Origin of the sequence: Nocardia terpenica (genome assembly GCF_013186535.1) — a bacterium.
GTDB lineage: Bacteria > Actinomycetota > Actinomycetes > Mycobacteriales > Mycobacteriaceae > Nocardia > Nocardia terpenica.
In genome coordinates this window covers 1237977-1256521 of record NZ_JABMCZ010000001.1, presented here as the reverse complement: position 1 = coordinate 1256521, position 18545 = coordinate 1237977, and the positions used below count along the sequence as shown (strand labels likewise).

General features: G+C 69.7%; 19 protein-coding genes. 7 read left to right on the top strand and 12 right to left on the bottom strand.

What is annotated here, in order from left to right; translation table 11 throughout:
- The first annotated feature begins 13 nt into the window (after positions 1-13).
- Both HPY32_RS05765 and HPY32_RS05760 read left to right on the top strand, forming a co-directional pair.
- Entirely contained in the window at positions 14-853 is an 840-nt protein-coding gene (locus HPY32_RS05765) for a carbohydrate ABC transporter permease (protein ID WP_067596160.1), read from the top strand.
- A 14-nt stretch (positions 854-867) separates the two neighbouring features.
- Complete coding sequence (locus tag HPY32_RS05760; protein ID WP_067592978.1) at positions 868-1686, top strand: LLM class F420-dependent oxidoreductase; 819 nt, start codon at positions 868-870, stop codon at positions 1684-1686.
- Positions 1687-1915: 229 nt separating this feature from the next.
- Here HPY32_RS05760 and HPY32_RS05755 read toward each other — a convergent pair whose 3' ends face one another.
- The 7 genes from HPY32_RS05755 to hemW form a co-directional block, all read right to left on the bottom strand.
- The gene (locus tag HPY32_RS05755; protein WP_197696592.1) at positions 1916-2797 is read right to left on the bottom strand and encodes a DUF4185 domain-containing protein; all 882 of its coding nucleotides are present in this window, start codon (positions 2795-2797) and stop codon (positions 1916-1918) included.
- 284 nt (positions 2798-3081) lie between these two features.
- Positions 3082-3519, bottom strand: coding sequence for a type II toxin-antitoxin system VapC family toxin (locus HPY32_RS05750; protein WP_067592981.1), 438 nt, complete (start codon positions 3517-3519; stop codon positions 3082-3084).
- Positions 3516-3740 carry a ribbon-helix-helix domain-containing protein gene (locus HPY32_RS05745; RefSeq protein WP_067592984.1) on the bottom strand — a complete coding sequence of 75 codons (225 nt, stop codon included), beginning with the start codon at positions 3738-3740 and terminating at the stop codon, positions 3516-3518. The genes HPY32_RS05750 and HPY32_RS05745 overlap by 4 nt, the downstream gene beginning before the upstream one ends.
- Positions 3741-3776: 36 nt before the next feature.
- Positions 3777-4505, bottom strand: coding sequence for a 16S rRNA (uracil(1498)-N(3))-methyltransferase (locus tag HPY32_RS05740; protein ID WP_067592987.1), 729 nt, complete (start codon positions 4503-4505; stop codon positions 3777-3779).
- A 6-nt stretch (positions 4506-4511) separates the two neighbouring features.
- On the bottom strand, positions 4512-5660 hold the full coding sequence (dnaJ, locus tag HPY32_RS05735) for a molecular chaperone DnaJ (RefSeq protein ID WP_067592990.1): 1149 nt from the start codon (positions 5658-5660) through the stop codon (positions 4512-4514).
- Positions 5661-5694: 34 nt separating this feature from the next.
- Positions 5695-6726, bottom strand: coding sequence for a heat-inducible transcriptional repressor HrcA (hrcA, locus tag HPY32_RS05730; RefSeq protein ID WP_067596161.1), 1032 nt, complete (start codon positions 6724-6726; stop codon positions 5695-5697).
- A gap of 188 nt (positions 6727-6914) precedes the next feature.
- On the bottom strand, positions 6915-8135 hold the full coding sequence (hemW, locus tag HPY32_RS05725) for a radical SAM family heme chaperone HemW (RefSeq protein WP_082871682.1): 1221 nt from the start codon (positions 8133-8135) through the stop codon (positions 6915-6917).
- A 379-nt stretch (positions 8136-8514) separates the two neighbouring features.
- Here hemW and HPY32_RS05720 point away from each other — a divergent pair, with 379 nt between their 5' ends.
- From HPY32_RS05720 to HPY32_RS05700, 5 genes are read left to right on the top strand one after another with little or no spacing between them, the layout of a single operon-like run.
- Positions 8515-10224, top strand: a complete 1710-nt coding sequence (locus tag HPY32_RS05720) for a nitrite/sulfite reductase (RefSeq protein ID WP_067592997.1) — start codon at positions 8515-8517, stop codon at positions 10222-10224.
- 15 nt (positions 10225-10239) lie between these two features.
- Complete coding sequence (locus HPY32_RS05715; protein WP_067593000.1) at positions 10240-10956, top strand: phosphoadenylyl-sulfate reductase; 717 nt, start codon at positions 10240-10242, stop codon at positions 10954-10956.
- Positions 10953-11894 (top strand): sulfate adenylyltransferase subunit CysD, encoded by a 942-nt coding sequence (cysD, locus tag HPY32_RS05710; protein WP_067593004.1) that lies wholly within the window; start codon positions 10953-10955, stop codon positions 11892-11894. The genes HPY32_RS05715 and cysD overlap by 4 nt, the downstream gene beginning before the upstream one ends.
- Entirely contained in the window at positions 11894-13195 is a 1302-nt protein-coding gene (locus HPY32_RS05705) for a sulfate adenylyltransferase subunit 1 (protein ID WP_067593006.1), read from the top strand. Before cysD ends, HPY32_RS05705 begins: the two co-directional genes overlap by 1 nt.
- A gap of 1 nt (position 13196) precedes the next feature.
- Positions 13197-13943, top strand: a complete 747-nt coding sequence (locus HPY32_RS05700; protein WP_067593009.1) for a sirohydrochlorin chelatase — start codon at positions 13197-13199, stop codon at positions 13941-13943.
- Between the two features lie 13 nt (positions 13944-13956).
- Here the strand turns inward: HPY32_RS05700 and HPY32_RS05695 are convergent, their stop codons facing one another.
- Genes HPY32_RS05695 through HPY32_RS05675 form a run of 5 tightly spaced genes read right to left on the bottom strand, consistent with a single transcriptional unit; the run spans position 13957 to position 18545 of the window.
- Positions 13957-14625, bottom strand: a complete 669-nt coding sequence (locus HPY32_RS05695; RefSeq protein ID WP_067593012.1) for a GntR family transcriptional regulator — start codon at positions 14623-14625, stop codon at positions 13957-13959.
- The gene (locus HPY32_RS05690; protein WP_067593015.1) at positions 14625-15626 is read right to left on the bottom strand and encodes a proline racemase family protein; all 1002 of its coding nucleotides are present in this window, start codon (positions 15624-15626) and stop codon (positions 14625-14627) included. The genes HPY32_RS05695 and HPY32_RS05690 overlap by 1 nt, the downstream gene beginning before the upstream one ends.
- Positions 15626-17050, bottom strand: a complete 1425-nt coding sequence (locus HPY32_RS05685; protein WP_082871683.1) for an FAD/NAD(P)-dependent oxidoreductase — start codon at positions 17048-17050, stop codon at positions 15626-15628. Before HPY32_RS05685 ends, HPY32_RS05690 begins: the two co-directional genes overlap by 1 nt.
- Positions 17047-17364, bottom strand: a complete 318-nt coding sequence (locus tag HPY32_RS05680) for a (2Fe-2S)-binding protein (protein ID WP_067593017.1) — start codon at positions 17362-17364, stop codon at positions 17047-17049. The genes HPY32_RS05685 and HPY32_RS05680 overlap by 4 nt, the downstream gene beginning before the upstream one ends.
- Positions 17361-18545 (bottom strand): NAD(P)/FAD-dependent oxidoreductase, encoded by a 1185-nt coding sequence (locus HPY32_RS05675; protein ID WP_067593020.1) that lies wholly within the window; start codon positions 18543-18545, stop codon positions 17361-17363. The genes HPY32_RS05680 and HPY32_RS05675 overlap by 4 nt, the downstream gene beginning before the upstream one ends.

Sequence of the window (18545 nt, the reverse complement as noted above, 5' to 3'; positions counted from 1 at the left end):
GACTCGCGCACCCCTGTACGAGCGGGTGATCGCCCGACGCGCGCTGCGCGGACTGCTGGTCTACCTCGCGCTGGTGGTCATGGCGTGGTGCACGCTGCTGCCCGTGCTGTGGGCGCTGGCGGGTTCGCTGAAGAAGCAGGGCGAGATCACCGGCACGGGCGTGCTTCCGGCGCATCCCCAATGGTCGAACTATCGGCTGGTGTTCGAATTCGTGCCGTTCGGGCGCATGTTCCTGAACACGATCCTGTATGCCGGATTGGTCACCGCGGGGCAGGTGTTCTTCTGCTCGCTGGCGGGATACGCGTTCGCGCGCTTGCCTTTCAAGGGTCGCGACGTGGTGTTCCTGGCGTACCTGGGCACGCTCATGGTGCCGCTCACCGTCACCGTGATTCCGCAGTTCATCCTCATGCGCACCTTCGGCTGGGTGGACACCCCGTGGGCGATGATCGTGCCGGGACTGTTCGGCAGCGCGTTCGGCACCTACCTGATGCGGCAGTTCTTCCTCACCCTCCCAGCCGAATTGGAGGAGGCGGCGATTCTCGACGGCTGCTCCGTCTGGCAGACGTATTGGCGAGTCCTGTTGCCGCACACCAGGTCTGCGGTCATGGTGCTCGCGGTGCTGACCTGGGTGACGGTGTGGAACGACTTCCTGTGGCCGCTGATCATGATTCAGCACAACAGCATCTCCACCCTGAATCTGGGCCTGTTCTGGATGGAGGGCCAGTACACCGCGAACTGGCCGGTGTTCATGGCCGCCGCCCTGCTGATGCTGGCGCCGATGCTCGTGGTGTACGCGTTCGCGCAGCAGGCGTTCGTACGGGGCATCGCGACGAGCGGACTCGCGGGTCGCTGAATTAGTCTGATGATATGACGATTGGTACTACCAAGATCGGTGTGCAGACCTTCGCCACCGACGAGTCCATTCACCCCGTCAAACTTGCCACCGCGCTGGAAGAGCGCGGTTTCGCCTCCTTCTTCCTGGCCGAGCACAGCCACATCCCGGCCGATCGCTCGTCGCCGTATCCGCTGGGCGGCGAGCTGCCCCGCGAGTACTACCGCACCCTCGACCCGTTCGCGGTGCTGTCCGCCGCGGCGGCGGTGACCGAGCGGCTGCTGCTGGGCACCAGCGTGGTCCTGCTCATGCAGCGCGACCCCATCCACACCGCCAAGGAGGTGGCCAGCCTGGACTACCTGTCGGGTGGGCGGGCGATCTTCGGCATCGGCGCGGGCTGGAACCGCGAGGAGATGCGCAATCACGGCACCGATCCCCGCACCCGCGGCGCGCTGCTGGACGAGCGCATGGCCGCCGTCATCGAGATCTGGACCAAGGAAAAGGCCGAGTATCACGGCACGTACGTCGATTTCGATCCGATCTTCGCCTGGCCCAAGCCGATTCAGCGGCCGCACCCGCCGGTCTACGTGGGCGGCAACAGCCCCGCGGCCATCGCGCGGGCGCACCGCTTCGGCGGCTGGATGCCCAACTGCGTGGTGAAGCCGGAGCTGGTGGCCGAGCAGATCGCGCAGATCGGATCCGATGTCCCGGTGATCGCCAATGCCGTTCCGCCGCAGCGTGATCTGGTCGAGGCGTATCGGGAGGCGGGGGTGGAGGGGATCACCTTCCACCTGCCGCAGCTACAGGAGGCCGACGCGCTGCGCACGCTGGACGAGTGGGCGAAGTTGCTCTGAGCGGGGTCCACTTCGAATCGACCCACCTTGTGATTCCGGCGTGTTTTTGGCCGGAATCGTGGTGGGATCCCGGCCAAAAGCACGCCGGGATCATGAAGGTGTCGGCACGCCGGGATCATGGGAGTATCGGCACGCCGGGATCATGAAAGTGTCGGCACGCCGGGATCATGAAGGTGTCGACACGCCGGAATCATGGGAGTGCGGCACGCCGGGATCATGCGGCAGGACGTCAGGCCGACAACCCGGTCCATTGCGTAGCGGTATAGGGCCGGTCCCCTACGGTCCCATCCCACGTGCTGATGATCAGTGTCAGGTTCGAGGCGTCGGTGCTGCCCGGGTGGATGTAGCCGCCGTACAGGTTCGACAGGGAGCTTGTGAACCAGTGGCTGGGCGGCCAGTAAGCGCGGCCCACCACTTGGGTTTTCGGGTTGGTCCAGACCGCGTCGGGGCGGGGGGCGGTGCGGGTGCGGACGCTGTAGTCGGTGACGTCGAAGTAGCTCATGACGTAGGTGTCGCCGACCCGTTTGACCGAGAACTCGCCGATATTGTTGCCGGGCGCGAACAGTGGCGAGGGCGGGGCCTGGGCGGCCGGAACCCATTGCCACGCGCCGCCCCGGTACGCCCAGTGCTCGCGGGTGCCGAAGGTGCCGTCGAAGAAGTCGGCGGGCCGGTAGCGGACCAGCTGGATCCGCCCGCCGTCGGCGGCGTAGTGGTGGCTGCCGTTCCATGCCTTGCCGAACACGTAGAGATTCTCGTCGGAGTCGACGCCCGCGAACGACCACGACATCTCCAGGCTTCCGTTGCTGCCCTGCGCATCTCCGGGCCAGTGCGTGTCGAAGTCGCGCCAGGTGGCGCCGCCGTCGTCGGAGTAGGCGACGCCCGCCATCAGCGACCCGTCGTGTGCGCTCCCGGTCGGCACCCACTGATTCACCGAGGTGTACTGGATGAAGATCCGGCTCTTCCCGCCGACGGTCAGGGTGATCGCATCGTTGGGAATCCTGCTGACCTCGTACCCGAACCCGTTGTCGGCCTGATGCCGATACGCGAACAGCTGCGCACACGGCACCGGCTGCGCCCCGGTGAAAGTGACCGGCGAAACTCCCCGACGCATCGAATGCGTTCTGGTACAGCATCACCGGCGACCCGATATACACCCCCGAACTGTCCTGCCCGGTGAACGAATCCCCGAACACATACCCCCAGGTCCCGTCGGGCCGCTGATACGGAATGCCCAGATCACCCGAGCCGAGACCGTACCGACTGGCCGAATCCCCCGGATTGTCACAAAGATAAGCGCCGCTCTGAGCCATGATCCCCCCAGTATGACCCCGCCATCCCACCCGACACGCCGTAAACTGTTACCGACCCCCTGGTTCACGTCCCGCCCGGCGGGACTCAATCCAGATCGTCTGGCAGCAACCGGAACGCGGGATAGTGAGTCAGGGGGCGTACCGTTCGAAAATCTCGCCTGTCGAGCGTGAGAACAGCGTCCGAGTCGTACTCGGCCGCAAGCGCCACGCAGGCGGCATCGACCAGATCCAGATTCAGATCGGCGTATTGCCGACGAACCGCGATAGCGGTCCTGAGTTGAGCCGCATCGGTATTCGCAACCTCGATCCGAGTAGTCGCGATCCGATCGGCCAGCAGAAGTAGCACTCGGTCGGCCGCATCACGCCCCGCACGCGCGGTCGCGACGTGGTGCACCTCGGTCAGCGCGAGAGTGCTCACCACCAATGTGCTCGCAATGTTCGCGGCTCGACGCACCGCCAAGTGCTCCGGATCCGACAGGTTCAGCAGAGCCAAGACCCCGGAGGTATCCGCGATGACGATCATGCGGACCGGTGCATGATGTCCCGGATATCGTCCTTGCTGATCGGCCCACCGAGATCGAGTCCTTCGTCATCGGCGAACAGCGGGGTGTCCCAAGTCCGGTTGCGGAGGAGATACAGACGGAGAGCATCCCGCGTGATGTCGTGCTTCGAGCGCCCTTCGGCGCGAGCTTGCACGTCGAGGGCGGCTTCCTCGTCGTCGGGCAGTCGCATGGTCCAGGCCATACGAGTCATGATACCAACAGTGATACCACCCGACCGCTACCAGCGCGGGGTCAATGCTCCCAGCGCGCCCAGCGCCACCGTTGCCGCGGTGGAGGTGCGCAGGACCGTGGGGCCCAGCAGGGTTACCTCCGCCCCCGCGTCTGCCAGGGCGGATAGTTCGGAGTCGGCCAGGCCGCCCTCGGGGCCGACGATCAGCAGGATGTGGGTGGCGGTGGCGAGGGGGAGGTCGGTGAGGCGGGTGGTGCCGGATTCGTGGAGGGCTGCCACTATTCCGTTGTTGGCCTTGATCTTTCGGGTCAGGTCGAGGATGTCGGGGGTGTGGTGTAGGTCGGTGACGGCGGGGATGTAGGCGCGGCGGGACTGGCGGGCGGCGGTGCGCCATTTGTCGACGGCCTTGTGCGCCTTGGCTTCCCAGTTCGCTACGCAGCGGGCCGCCTGCCAGGGGACGATCACGTCGGCGCCGGCCTCGGTCATCAGTTCGACGGCCAGTTCGGAGCGATCCGACTTCGGCAGTGCCTGCACCACGGTCACGGGGGGCGTGACCGGGGCGAGCAGGACCTTGGCGTGGACCTTCAGCTCGAGCCGATCCTTCTGGGCGGCAACCACTTCCGACTCGGCGAGCAGACCGGCGCCGTCGGACAGGGTGATCGGCTCGCCGACGCGGATACGGCGCACGGTCGCGGCGTGGCGGCCCTCCGGGCCGTCCAGCACCGCGATCGCACCGGGCTCCGGAATGTCGTCCAGATAGAAAACCGTGGCGGCCACGGGCCGTCAGCGCCCGCTGAAGGACGCGCGCAGGCGCGCGAACAGCCCGCTGTTGTGCTCGGACTGGGTCGACAGCACCTCGGTGCGCTCGCCGCCGCGCATCGCCTTGTACTTGCGCAGCAGGTCGGCCTGCTTGGAATCGAGCTTGGTCGGCACCACGATGTCCAGGTGGGCGATGAGGTCGCCGCGGGCGCTGGAACGCAGCTTGGGCATGCCGTGCGCGCGCAGCACCGACACCTCGCCCGGCTGGGTGCCCGGCGGGATGGTCAGCTCGGTCGGGCCGTCGAGGATGGTGTCGACCACCACCGTCGCGCCCAGGGCGGCGTCGACCACCGGCACCCGGATCGTGCAGTGCAGGTCGTCGCCGTCGCGGACGAAGGTGTCGTGCGGCTGCTCGACGATCTCCACATACAGATCACCGGCCGGGCCGCCGCCGGGACCGACCTCGCCCTGCGCGGCCAGCCGCACCCGCATGCCGTTGGCCACACCGGCCGGGATCGGCGCGGCGATCTCGCGGCGCGCCCGCACCCGGCCGTCGCCGCCGCACTTGCGGCAGGGGTCCGGAATCGTTTCGCCGGTGCCGCGGCAGGTCGGGCACGGGCGCGAGGTCATCACCTGGCCCAGGAACGACCGCTGCACGGTCTGGATCTCGCCCGCGCCGCCGCAGGTCTCGCAGCGCACCGGCTTGGAGTTGCCGTTGGTGCCCGCACCCTGGCACAGGTCGCACAGCACCGCGGTGTCGACGGTCAGATGCTTGGTGACCCCGACCGCGCATTCGGCCAGCGACAACCTGGTCCGCAGCAGCGAATCCGCGCCCGGCTGCACCCGGCCGCGGGCCTTGCGCGAGGTGGTCGCGCCCATGCCGCCGAAGAACGCCTCGAACACGTCGCCCAGGCCGCCGAACCCGGCGCCCGCGAAACCGCCGCCCCCGCCGGCGGATTCGAGCGGATCGCCGCCCATGTCCACGATGCGCCGCTTCTCCGGGTCGCTGAGGACCTCGTAGGCGGCCGACACCTCGCGGAACTTCTCCTGCGCGGTCGCGTCCGGATTGACGTCGGGGTGCAACTCCCGCGCCAGCTTGCGGTAAGCGCGCTTGATCTCCTGGTCGGTCGCGTTGCGGCCGACGCCGAGAATTCCGTAGTAGTCCCGTGCCACTTGTGTCTCTAGTCCTGTTCCGAAGGTTTCTCGCTCATCGCTCGGCGAGCACTTCGCCGATGTATCGGGCGACCGCGGCGACCGAAGCAATGGTCCCCGGGTAGTCCATCCGGGTCGGTCCCAGCACCCCCATCCCGCCGAGCACGGTACCCGGCATACCGTACCCGGTGGAGATCACCGAGGTGCCACGCATCTGCTCGACCTGGGTCTCCTCGCCGATCTGCACGGTCACCATGCCCTGATGCTGCGCGGCGGCGAGCAGTTTGAGCACGATCACCTGTTCCTCGAGGGCCTCGAGAACCTGGCGCAGCGAGCCCGGGAAGCCGAAATCGCCGGCATTGCGGGTGAGGTTGGCGGTACCGCCCAGCACCAGCCGCTCCTCGGGATGCTCGACCAGCGTCTCCACCAGCGTGGTCGACACCCGCACCAGCACATCGCGCAGCCGGGCCGGTGCGTTCTCGGGCAGTGCGGCGACCGCGCTCGAGGCCACCGCGAGGCGCTTGCCGTCCATGGCCTTGCCGAGCATGGCGCGCAGGGCGGCCAGATCGTCGTCGTCGACCACCGCGCCCAGGTCGACCAGGCGCTGATCGACGCGGCCGGTGTCGGTGATCACGACCAGCAGCAGGCGGGCCGGGTTGAGCGCCACGACCTCCAGGTGCCGGACGGTCGACGCCGACACGGTCGGATACTGCACCATGGCGACCTGGCGGGTGAGCTGGGCCAGCAGCCGCACCCCGCGCCGGAGCACGTCGTCGAGGTCGACGCCGCTCTCCAGGAAGTCGAGGATGGCCCGGCGCTCGGCCGGGGACAGCGGCTTCACCTCGGCGATGTTGTCGACGAACTGGCGGTAGCCCTTGTCGGTGGGGATGCGGCCGGAGCTGGTGTGCGGCTGCGCGATGTAGCCCTCCGCCTCGAGCACCGCCATGTCGTTGCGCACCGTGGCGCTGGATACGCCCAGGTTGTGCCGGTCCACAAGGGTTTTCGAGCCGATCGGCTCCTTGGTCGCGATGTAGTCCGCGACGATCGCCCGCAGGACCTCGAGGCGTCGCTTCTCGGTGCTCGACATCGGCCCCACCTCCTCGTTCGTCATCGGTCCGCTTCGGGGGCGCGACCGGCCGACGGCACGACGCGATCACGCGGATCCCTGTCAATCCGAATTCCAGTTTAATTGCATGCGCGCACATCCCCCGCATACGTGCCCCGCGAGCGGGGCCGACGACCCGTTCAGCAGGGCCGATGGTCGGCTCGACACGATCAGCCGAGTAGGTCGCGGACGACGGCGTCGGCGAGCAGGCGGCCGCGGTCGGTGAGGACGAGGCGGTCGGCGGCGTCGGTGGCGAGGCCGTCGGCGATGACGCGGGCGGCGGCGGCGCGGCCGGGGGTGTCGAGGTCGGCGAGGGGGAGGCCGGTGCGGAGGCGGACGGCGAGCATGACGCGCTCGGTGTGCTGTTCGGCGGCGGTGAGGGCCTCCCATCCGGCGGCGGGGAGGCCGCCGCGGGCGACGCGATCGGCGTAGCGGGCCGGGTGTTTGACGTTCCACCAGCGCACGCCGCCGAGGTGGCTGTGCGCGCCGGGGCCCGCGCCGAGCCAGTCGCCGCCGTCCCAGTAGCCGAGGTTGTGCCTGCACGCGGCGGAATCGCTTGCCGCCCAATTGGATACCTCGTACCAGGTGAGTCCGGCGGCGGTCAGGCGGGCGTCGATGCGCTCGTAGCGGGCGGCCAGCACGTCGTCGTCGGGCGCGGGCAACTCGCCGCGGCGGACCCGGCGGGCCAGCGCGGTGCCGTCCTCGACGATGAGCGAGTACGCCGACACGTGGTCGACCCCGGCGGCCAGCACGGCATCCAGGCTGGCATCGAGATCGGCGTCGGTTTCGCCCGGCGTGCCGTAGATGAGATCCAGGTTCACATGCTCGAAACCGGCGGCGCGCGCCTCGCGGGCGGCGGCGACGGCCCGGCCCGGGGTGTGGGTGCGGTCGAGCACCTGCAACACATGCTCGGCCGCGGACTGCATGCCCAGCGACACCCGGGTGAAACCGCCCTCGCGCAGGCGCTCGAAGAAGCGCGGCGAGGTGGATTCCGGATTCGACTCGGTGGTCACCTCCGCATCGGCCGCGAGGGTGAAATTCTCCCGGATCGCCGCCAGCACCTCCGCCAGCCCGTCACCCCCCAGCAGCGACGGCGTCCCGCCGCCCACGAACACCGTCCCCACCTCCGGCTGTGCCGTCGGCAATCCCCCGAATACCGCTGCGGCCGTAGCCAACTCACCCTTCAGCGCCGCCAGCCACGACTGCGGCGATGCCGAGGTCCCCAGCTCCCCGGCCGTATAGGTGTTGAAGTCGCAATACCCACACCGCGTCGCACAGAACGGCACGTGCACATAGATACCGAACGGCCCACCCCCGAAATCCCCCAGCACAGGCTGATCCCCCGCTCCCGAGGCGGAGGAAACGGAGTCGGCACGAACGGTCGAAGTCACCCCTCCAGTCTGACCGGTTACCCCGCTCACACCCCGCCCGGCGGTCGCTATGGCGGATCTCACAAATTTGGGCGGTTGCCCAGGGAATTTCCCTCCGATTTACGGAAAATGCGGGGCCGGGGTCGGAAAGGCCCCGCTGACATGGCACAATAGCCGCATGACCGGACTTGGGGTGCGATTGGTGGCGCGGCGCCACGTCGACTTCAAGCGTGTCTGCAGTGCGCGCTGTCTGCCGGGGTGCCTCCGGTAGCTCGGCCGCGTATCCGGTTTCGGTGTCGCCGTTTCGATGCCGCATTTCTCCGGCCGCCGAGTACCGAGGCGTGAGTCCAGCCCCCTCCGCCTGCCGCAAGGCCCTTCATTCCATCCGCAGGAGCGACCCATGACGTCGAGTACCGACGCCACCTCATCCCCGACCCCGCGGCAGCGCACCGGGAAACCCGTGCGCCGCAAGTCGGAAGGCCAGTGGGCCCTCGGGTACCGCGAGCCGCTGAACCCCAACGAGCAGAGCAAGAAGGACGACAACCCGCTCAACGTTCGCGCGCGCATCGAAAACATCTACGCCAAGGCCGGTTTCGACGCCATCGACAAGGCCGATCTGCGCGGCCGGTTCCGCTGGTGGGGCCTGTACACCCAGCGCGAGCAGGGCTACGACGGCACCTGGACCGGCGACGAGAACATCGACCTCCTCGAGGCCCGCTACTTCATGATGCGGGTGCGCTGCGACAGCGGTGCGCTGAATCTGGCGCAGCTGCGCGCGATCGCGGGCATCTCCACCGAATTCGCCCGCGACACCGCCGATCTGTCCGACCGCGAGAACGTCCAGTACCACTGGATCGAGATCGAGAACGTGCCGGAGATCTGGCGGCGGCTGGAAGAGGCCGGGCTGAAAACCACCGAGGCGTGCGGGGATTGCCCGCGCGTGGTGCTGGGTTCGCCGCTGGCCGGTGAGTCGCTGGCCGAGGTGATCGACGCCACCCCGGCCATCGACGAGATCGTGCGCCGCTACATCGGCGACAAGCGCTACTCGAATCTGCCGCGCAAGTTCAAGACCGCCATCTCCGGGCAGCAGGACGTGGTGCACGAGATCAACGACGTCGCGTTCGTCGGCGTGGTGCATCCCGAGCACGGACCGGGCTTCGACGTGTGGGTCGGCGGCGGCCTGTCCACCAATCCCATGCTGGCGCAACGGCTCGGCGTCTGGGTGCCGCTGGAGGAGGTTCCCGATGTGTGGGAGGCGGTCGTCTCGATCTTCCGCGACTACGGTTACCGGCGGCTGCGGACCAAGGCCCGGCTCAAGTTCCTCGTGAAGGATTGGGGCGTCGAGAAATTCCGCCGGGTGCTCGAGGACGAGTACCTGAAGCGCACGCTCGTCGACGGCCCGGCGCCGGAGCAGCCGACGCAGATCATCGACCATGTCGGCGTGCAGCGGCTGCGCAACGGGCTCAACGCGATCGGCTTCTCTCCCATCGCCGGTCGCGTGTCGGGCACCGTCCTCACCAAGGTGGCCGACGCGGTGGCGAAGACGGGCGCGGACCGGGTGCGATTCACGCCGTATCAGAAGCTGATCGTGCTGGACGTGCCCGACGACAAGGTGGACCAGCTGATCGAGGAGCTGGAACCGCTGGGCCTGCAGGCGCGGCCGTCGATCTGGCGGCGGAATCTGGTGGCCTGCAGCGGAATCGAGTTCTGCAAGCTGTCGTTCGTCGAGACCCGCAGGCGCTCACAGGAACTCGCGCCGGAGCTGGAGCGGCGGCTGGCCGATATCAACGCGCAGCTGGACGTGCCGATCACCATCAACATCAACGGCTGCCCGAACTCCTGCGCCCGCGCCCAGATCGCCGACATCGGATTCAAGGGCCAGCTGGTCGACGACGGCAACGGGAATCATGTGGAGGGTTTCCAGGTTCATTTGGGTGGCAGCCTCGGCTTCGACAGCGCGTTCGGCCGCAAGCTGCGTCAGCACAAGGTCACCAGCACCGAACTCGGCGATTACGTCGAGCGCGTGGTGCGCAATTTCGTGAAGAACCGCGACGCGGGCGAACGGTTCGCGCAGTGGGCCGTCCGCGCCGACGAGGCCGACCTTCGGTAACGGGAGAAATCAGCCATGGCAACCACTTTGGAGAAGCTGTCCGGCGACGAGCTACGCCGGATCGCGGAAGACGGTGCGGCACAACTCGGCCCGCACGCCTCGGCCACCGAGCTGCTGCAGTGGACCGAGGACACCTTCGGTTCCGGCTACATCGTCGCCTCGAACATGCAGGACGCGGTGCTGGTGCAGCTGGCGGCGCGGGTGCGACCGGGTGTCGACGTGCTGTTCCTCGATACCGGCTACCACTTCGCCGAGACCCTCGGCACCCGGGACGCGGTGGAGCTGGTGTACGGCGTGAACGTCGTCAATGTGACGCCGGAACAGACCGTGGCGGAACAGGATTCGCTGCTCGGCAAGGATCTTTTCGCGCGCGAGCCCAACGAGTGCTGCCGGTTGCGCAAGGTGGTGCCGCTGCGGAAGTCGCTGGCGCCCTACAACGCGTGGGTCACCGGCATCCGCCGGGTGGAGGCGCCCACCCGCGCCAACGCGCCGCTGATCTCCTTCGACGAGGGCTTCGGGCTGGTGAAGATCAACCCGATCGCGGCCTGGTCCGACGAGGACATGTCCGCCTACATCGCCGAACACGGCATTCTCGTCAATCCCCTGGTGGAGGAGGGGTATCCGTCCATCGGTTGCGCTCCGTGCACGCGGAAGCCGGAACCGGGATCCGATCCGCGAAGCGGCCGCTGGGCCGGCCTCGCCAAGACCGAATGCGGGTTGCATCAGCCATGAATTCCACTGCCACCGATACCGAATTCGATGTGCTCGCCTCGCTCGGGGGATTCGATACCCTCGCCGCGCTGGAGAGCGAGTCCATTCACATCTTCCGCGAGGTCGCGGGCGAGTTCGAGCGGCCGGTGATCCTGTTTTCCGGCGGTAAGGACTCGACCGTGCTGCTGCATCTGGCGCTGAAGGCGTTCTGGCCCGCGCCGCTGCCGTTCGCGCTGCTGCATGTGGATACCGGGCACAATCTGGCGGAGGTGCTGCGGTTCCGGGACCGGGTGGTCGACAAGTACGGGCTGCGGCTGCATGTCGCCAGCGTCGAGGAGTATCTGGCCGACGGGCGGCTGAGCGAGCGGCCGGACGGCATCCGCAATCCGCTGCAGACGGTGCCGCTGCTGGACGCCATCACCGAGCACCGGTTCGACGCGGTCTTCGGCGGCGGCCGCCGCGACGAGGAACGCTCACGCGCCAAGGAACGCATCTTCTCGCTGCGGGACGGGTTCGGGCGCTGGGACCCCAAGCGGCAGCGACCCGAGCTGTGGAACCTGTACAACGGGCGGCACGCACCGGGTGAACACGTGCGGGTGTTCCCGCTCAGCAACTGGACCGAGCTCGACATCTGGCGCTACATCACCCGCGAGAACGTGGAATTGGCGACCATCTACTACGCACACCAGCGCCCGGTCTATCAGCGCGACGGCATGTGGATGACCCCCGGCTCCTGGGGCGGGCCGCGCGACGGCGAGGAGTTGACCGTCAAGTCCGTGCGGTATCGCACCGTGGGCGACGGATCCACCACGGGCGCAATCTTGTCCACCGCCGCCACCAACGCCGACATCCTGGCCGAGGTGGCCGCGTCGCGGCTGACCGAACGCGGCGCCACCCGCGGCGACGACCGAGTCTCCGAAGCCGCGATGGAAGACCGCAAACGAGAAGGTTATTTCTGATGGCCGACCTACTGCGACTGGCCACCGCCGGCAGTGTCGACGACGGTAAGTCCACGCTGGTCGGGCGCCTGCTCTACGACACCAAATCGGTGCTGGCCGACCAGATCGACGCCGTCACCCGCGCGTCGGTGGACCGCGGGCTGGCCACACCGGACCTGTCGCTGCTCGTGGACGGCCTGCGCGCCGAGCGGGAACAGGGCATCACCATCGATGTGGCCTACCGCTACTTCGCCACCCCCGCACGCTCGTTCGTGCTCGCCGATACCCCGGGACACGTGCAATACACCCGCAACACGGTGTCCGGCGCGTCGACCGCGCAGCTGGTGATCCTGCTCGTGGACGCACGCAAGGGCGTCATCGAGCAGACCCGCCGCCACGCCGCGGTGATGGCGCTGCTCGGGGTCCCGAAACTGGTACTGGCGGTCAACAAGATCGATCTGGTCGACGACGCCGCCGGGGTATTCGACAAGATCTCGGCCGAATTCGCCGAGCTGACAACGACACTGGGCTGGACACCCGAGGATGTCACCGAGATCCCGGTGTCGGCGCTGCACGGCGACAACGTGGCCTCCCGCTCGGCGAACACCCCGTACTACGACGGGCCCTCGCTCATCGAGCATCTGGAGTCGGTACCCGTCGACGCCGACAGCTCCGGCCGCCACCGGGTGGGACTACGGTTCCCGGTGCAGTACGTAATCCGGCCGCGCACCGCCGAGTACCCCGACTACCGCGGGTACGCGGGACAGGTTGCGGCGGGCGTGGTGTCGAAGGGCGACGAGGTGGTGGTGCTGCCGTCCGGTATCCGCACCACTGTCGAGCGCATCGATACCGCCGACGGCGAGCTGCCCGCGGCCCAGCCCGGGCGCAGTGTGACGCTGCTACTCGCCGACGATGTGGACGTCTCGCGCGGCGACACCATCGCGGCGGCGGCCGATGCGCCGGAGCCGATCGAGGCGTTCGACGCCACCGTCTGCTGGCTCGGCGACAGGCCGCTGCGGCCGGGTGCGCGGCTGCTGCTCAAGCACGGGACGCGCACCACGCAGGCGATCGTGGGTGCGCTGCTGGAGCGGTTCGACGAGCAGCGGCTGGCCGCCGATCCGGAGCCGGAGTCGTTGTCGCTCAACGATATCGGCCGGATCTCGGTGCGGGTCGCCGACCCGATCGTGGCCGACGACTATCGGGTCAACCGGCACACCGGCAGTTTCCTGCTCATCGATCCGGCGGGCGGGAACACCCTCGCCGCCGGGCTGGTGGGCGATGTGCTGACCGCGGTGGAGGTCGGCACCGAGTCCGGGAGTTGAGGTGGCGGTCGCGGGCCCGGCGCTGATCGCCGTCGCGCACGGCAGTCGCGATCCGCGTTCCGCGGCAACGATATCCGCGGTGGCGGCCGGGCTGGCACGGGTCCGGCCGGATCTCGCGGTGCGGCTGGCGTTCCTGGACCTGAGCACGCCCTCGGTGGAGCAGGTCATCGATGCCGTTGCCGCCGCGGGCCATACCGAGGCCGTCGTGGTTCCGTTGTTGCTGGGCAGCGCCTTTCACGCCCGCGTCGACCTCCCCGGCCTGCTCGCGGCCGCCCGCGCCCGCCACCCGCGCCTGCACGTGACCCAGGCCGACGTCCTCGGCCCGGACCCCCGCCTCGTCACCGCCCTGCGCGACCGCGTCCTGGCAACGGGCGCGGACGTGGCCGACAACCGTCTCGGCATCGCCGTGGCGGCGGTCGGTTCCTCCTCCCCCACCGCCAACCGCCGCACCCACCGCATCGGCCGCCTCCTGGCGACCGGCACCGCCTGGCGCACCGAAGTCTGCTTCGCCACCACCGAACCCACCCTCCCCGAGGCCGTTTCCCGGCTTCGGGCCCGGGGGTGTGAGCGCGTGATCGTGGCCCCGTGGTTCCTCGCCCCGGGCCTGCTCACCGATCGGCTGGCGACCGCGGCCCCGGACCTGGTCCACGCCGCACCGATCGGGTCTCATCCACTGCTGACCGAGATCATCGCAAGCCGCTACGCGGCAACCGTTCTCGCCGAGCGCATTCGGCACGCCGCGGCCTGACCAGCGTTCCGGCTCAGGGGATTTCGGCGTCCGGGGCGTTTCCCGCCGCCCAAATGCCGCGGGTGTGGCCGATGTGGGCGCGGAGGAAGCGTTCGAGTTCCGCGGCCCGGTGGGATTCGAGGAGGTCGAGAATGGTGTGGTGTTCGCGGGCCGAGTTTTCCAGCTCGCCGCGAGCCACCAGGGCGGACAGGCCGAGTAGGCGGGTCTGGGCGCGCAGGTCGCCGACTATGCGGGACAGGCGGGGGTTGCGGCGATAGTCCAGGAGCATGAGGTGGAAGCGGCGGTCGGCGTCGACGTAGTCGACGAGGTTGCCGCGGCGGGCCGCGCGCACGATCCGGTCGGCCTGGGCGCGCAGGGCGGGGAAATCCGCGGCGGGGACGGCGCCGACGATGGCGCGCACGCTCGGTGGCTCCAGGAGCAGGCGGATCTCGGCAATGGCGTCGAGGTCGGCGTCGGAGGGTTCGGTGACGCGGAATCCCTTGTTGGGCACCGAGATCACCAGACCCTGCTGCACCAGGTCGAGCATCGCCTCGCGCACGGGGGTGGCGGAGACGCCGAATCGTTCGGCCAGCGCCGGAGCCGAATAGAGCGCTCCCGGCGCGAGTTCGCCGGAGATGATCGCGGCGCGCAGCGCGTCCCCGACGTGGTCGCGCAGCGTGGACCGGGTGGCGCGCTCGCCCATCAGAACAGGAAACCTTCCGGAAAGGGGTCGGTGGGGTCGAGCAGATAGGTGCCGATCCCGGTGACCCAGGCGCGGCCGGTAAGCGCGGGCACGACCGCGGGATGGCCGCCCACGGTGGTGGTTTCGAGCGCGCGGGCGTGAAAGGTGGTGCCCAGGAACGAATCGTTGCGCAGCACCTCGCCGTCGGACAGCAAGCCCCGCGCGTGCTGGCGGGCCAGCAGCGCGGAAGTGCCGGTGCCGCAGGGTGAGCGGTCGAACCAGCCCGGATGGATGGCCATGGCGTGCCGGGTGTGCGCGGGTTCGGAGGCCGGGTCGAGGAACAGGACGTGCTTGCAGCCGGATATCCGCTCGTCCCCGGGATGGGTCGGGCGGCGAGTGTCGTTGACGGCGGCCATGATTCGCAGGCCCGCGTCGAGGATCCGGTCCTTGTGCGCGCGGTCGAACGGTATTCCGAGACCGTCGAGCCCGACGATGGCGTAGAAGTTGCCGCCGTAGGCCATGTCGTAGCGCACGGTCCCGAGCCCCGGCACGTCCACGGTGTTGTCCACGCTGTCGCAGTAGGCGGGCACATTGCGGAGGGTGACCGCGTCCGCGTGGCCGCCGGACACCGCGACCTCGGCGACGACGCGCCCGGCGGGGGTGTCGAGGCGGATCTCGGTGGTCGGCTCGGCGACGGGCACCATCCCGGATTCGACGAGCGCGGTGGCCACCCCGATGGTGCCGTGCCCGCACATCGGCAGCAGCCCACTGACCTCGATGAACAGCACCCCGTAGTGGCCGTCGGCGGTGGTGGCGGGTTGCAGGATCGCGCCGCTCATGGCCGCGTGCCCGCGCGGCTCGTACATCAGCAGCGTGCGCAGTCCGTCCAGATGCCGCTGGAAATACGTCCGCCGCGCCGCCATGGTGTCACCGGGCACGGTGCCGATACCGCCGGTGACCACCCGGGTGGGCATGCCCTCGGTGTGCGTGTCGATCGCGGAAATGATTCGGCTGCTTCGCATTACGCTGGCCCTTCGCTGTCGAGTTCGGCGAGTTCGCGCAGCCGCACCGGCGCCGCGAACGGACGGCGGGCGGGGGTGGCCGCGGCCAGGCCGTCGGTGTCGGTCCCGTCGGTGCAGGGGCGTGGGCGCAGCGCCGCGATCGCCGCCGCGCACATGCGGCCCTGGCACGGCCCCAATCCGGCCCTGGTGGCCAGCTTGACCGATCGATAGCCGTCACCCGTGGCGCGGTCCCAGGCGGCGGTCAGATCGGCGCGGGTCGTGCCCTCGCAGCGGCAGATCACCGTATCGGGCCGGGACCAGTCGAGGGCTCCGGAGCGAATCGGATGCGCGGCGGCGAGCCGGGCGACGAACTGTCGCGCGGTGCGGTGTTCGGCGCGCAGCGAGCGATCGGCGAACGGGTCCGCCCCCGCCGCGGCCGTTCCCGCCACCGCGCCCTCGACCGCAGCGACCTGTGCGCCGCCGATACCGGTGATTTCGCCTGCCGCCCAGACATATTCGGCGGTGGTGCGCTGGGTGCGATCGACGCGGGCGAAGCCGTCCTCGGTCAATTCCGCTCCGGCGGCGAGCGCCAGTTCGTGCTGCGGGGTGAAGCCGTGCGAGACCGCCACCGCGTCGACCGCCAGGGTGCGCTGGCTGCCGGGAACGGGGATCCAGTTCTCGTCGAGCCGGGCGACGGTGGCCTCCTGCACCCGGCCGTCGCCCGCCACGGCAATGACGGCATGCGAGGTACACAGCGGAATCCGGTGCCGCACACCGTAAGCCAGGTACTCCGCCAGCTCGACGGCCTTGTCGGCGCTGTGCCGCAGCTGCCACGGCCGCGCCGCCCAGTGCCGGGCGATGCGGCGGCCCGGATTGGCCTCGAGCACCGCGCGGATGGTCGCCCCGCCCTCGGCCAGCGCCCGGGCCACCGGCAGCAGGAACGGCCCGGTGCCGGACAGCAGGATCGAGCGGCCCACCAGGACCCGCTGGGTCTTGGCGAGAGTCTGTGCGGCACCGGCGGTATAGACGCCGGGGAGGTCCCAGCCGGGGAACGGGCACACCCGGTCGTAGGCCCCGGTGGCGAGAATCAGTGCGTCGCCGCGAATCTCGCGGTGCGTGCGGTGATCGCCCTCCACGCCCACCAGTGCGCGCACGAGGGGGCGACCGCCGTCACGGTCGAGCCGATACACCGCGGCCCACGGCAGGTATTCGCACCGTGGATGATTCGCGAGCCAGCGGGCGCGCCGGTCGGCCGCCGGGTAGCCGTGTCCGATGGTGAGCGGGCGGCGTACCTCGAAGGCCGCGGAGATGCGCCGGTTGTACTGTCCGCCGAGCATTTCGTTCGCGTCGACCAGGGTCACCGAAGCGCCGTGGCGCAGAGCGGATTCCGCGGCAGCCATCCCCGCGGGCCCGCCGCCGATCACCACCACGTGCCGTTGCCTCACGACTCCGCCTCGGCTGCGCTGCGCGATTGGGTGACCACCCGGTCCCCGTCCCGGGCGGGCCGACGGCACAGCCGGATATCGCGCACCCCATTGACGGTCGCGACACAGTCGAAACACACACCGATGCCGCAGAACACACCCCGGCTACCGCCCGTGGTCGCCGTGCGCCACTGCGACCGCCCCGCCCCGAGCAGCACCGCGGCCAGGCTCTGCCCCGTCACCCCTCGAACCTCGTCCCCGTCGACACTGATCGTGACCGGCCGATCCCGCCGTCCCACCGGATCCTCCGCCGCCGGAATCGAATACGAACTCATGCCCGGGCCTGCTGTCGAACGAGGACGGCCGGGCGGGCGGGGGTGAAGGGGGCGATGTCGAGTATGGGTGGCTGGTCGGTGAGGGCGGCGGTGAGCAGGTGGGCGGTGGCCGTCGACAGTCCCACTCCCCCGCCCTCGTGGCCGGTGGCGTGCCAGAGCCCCGGGAGGCGAGGGTCGGGGCCGAGGATCGGGAGGTGGTCGTCGGTGTAGGGGCGGAAACCGCCGTAGGCGCGCATGATCGCCGCGTCGGCGAGGCAGGGGTAGAGGCGGATCGCCTTGCGCGCGATGGCGGAGAGGCTGTCGGGGCGCAGGCGGTCGTCGAAGCCGCAGCGGCGGCGGGTCGAGCCGAGCAGCAGCGGTCCGGCGGGGGTGGATTCGACCACCGCGGACGATTGCAGTGCCGCCGCCGAACTGCCCACCGCGCCTACATAATCCGCGTCGTACACCTTGTGGAAGACGGTCGGCGGGAGCGGCGCGGTGACCAGCACGTCGCCGCGGCGCGGGGCGACCGCGATCGGCGCGCCCAGCAGCCGAGACAGCGCGCCCGACCACGGCCCGGCCGCATTGATCACCGTCGTCGCGGTGCGCGGGCCGCGGGTGGTGTGCACACCGATCAGCCTGCCGTCCCGAACGATCGGACCCGTGACGGCACAGCGGGTTTCGAGCGCCGCCCCGGCGGCGACGGCCGCGGCCAGGAACGCCGTCGCCGCGCCCACCGGTTGCACCTGGGCGTCGTCCGGGTAGTAGACGGCCGCGCGGACGTCACGGGTCAGGGCCGGTTCGGCGGCGGCCAGGCCGTCCGAATCCATAGTCTCGCAGTGCACTCCGGCCGCGCGCTGGCCGTCCGCGAATTCGCTCAGCGCATCGGCTCCCTCGGGTGTCGTGGCAACCACGATGCCGCCCTTGCGATCCCAGTCGACGGCCGCGGCATCCTGCGGCAGCCGCTCGGCGATCCGGTCGAGCGTTTCGGGCCACAGCCGCAGGGACAGTCGGATGAGATCCAGTTCGGGACCGGGGGCCTTGTCGGAGACGAGGACATTGCCTTCCCCGTGCGCCGTGGTGGCCGACGCGACCCCGCCGCGCTCGCAGACCCGCACCGAGGCCCCGGCCAGCGTGAGCCGGTCGGCGAGCGCGCATCCGATCACGCCCGCGCCGACAATGAGGACGTCGGTGCCGGACAT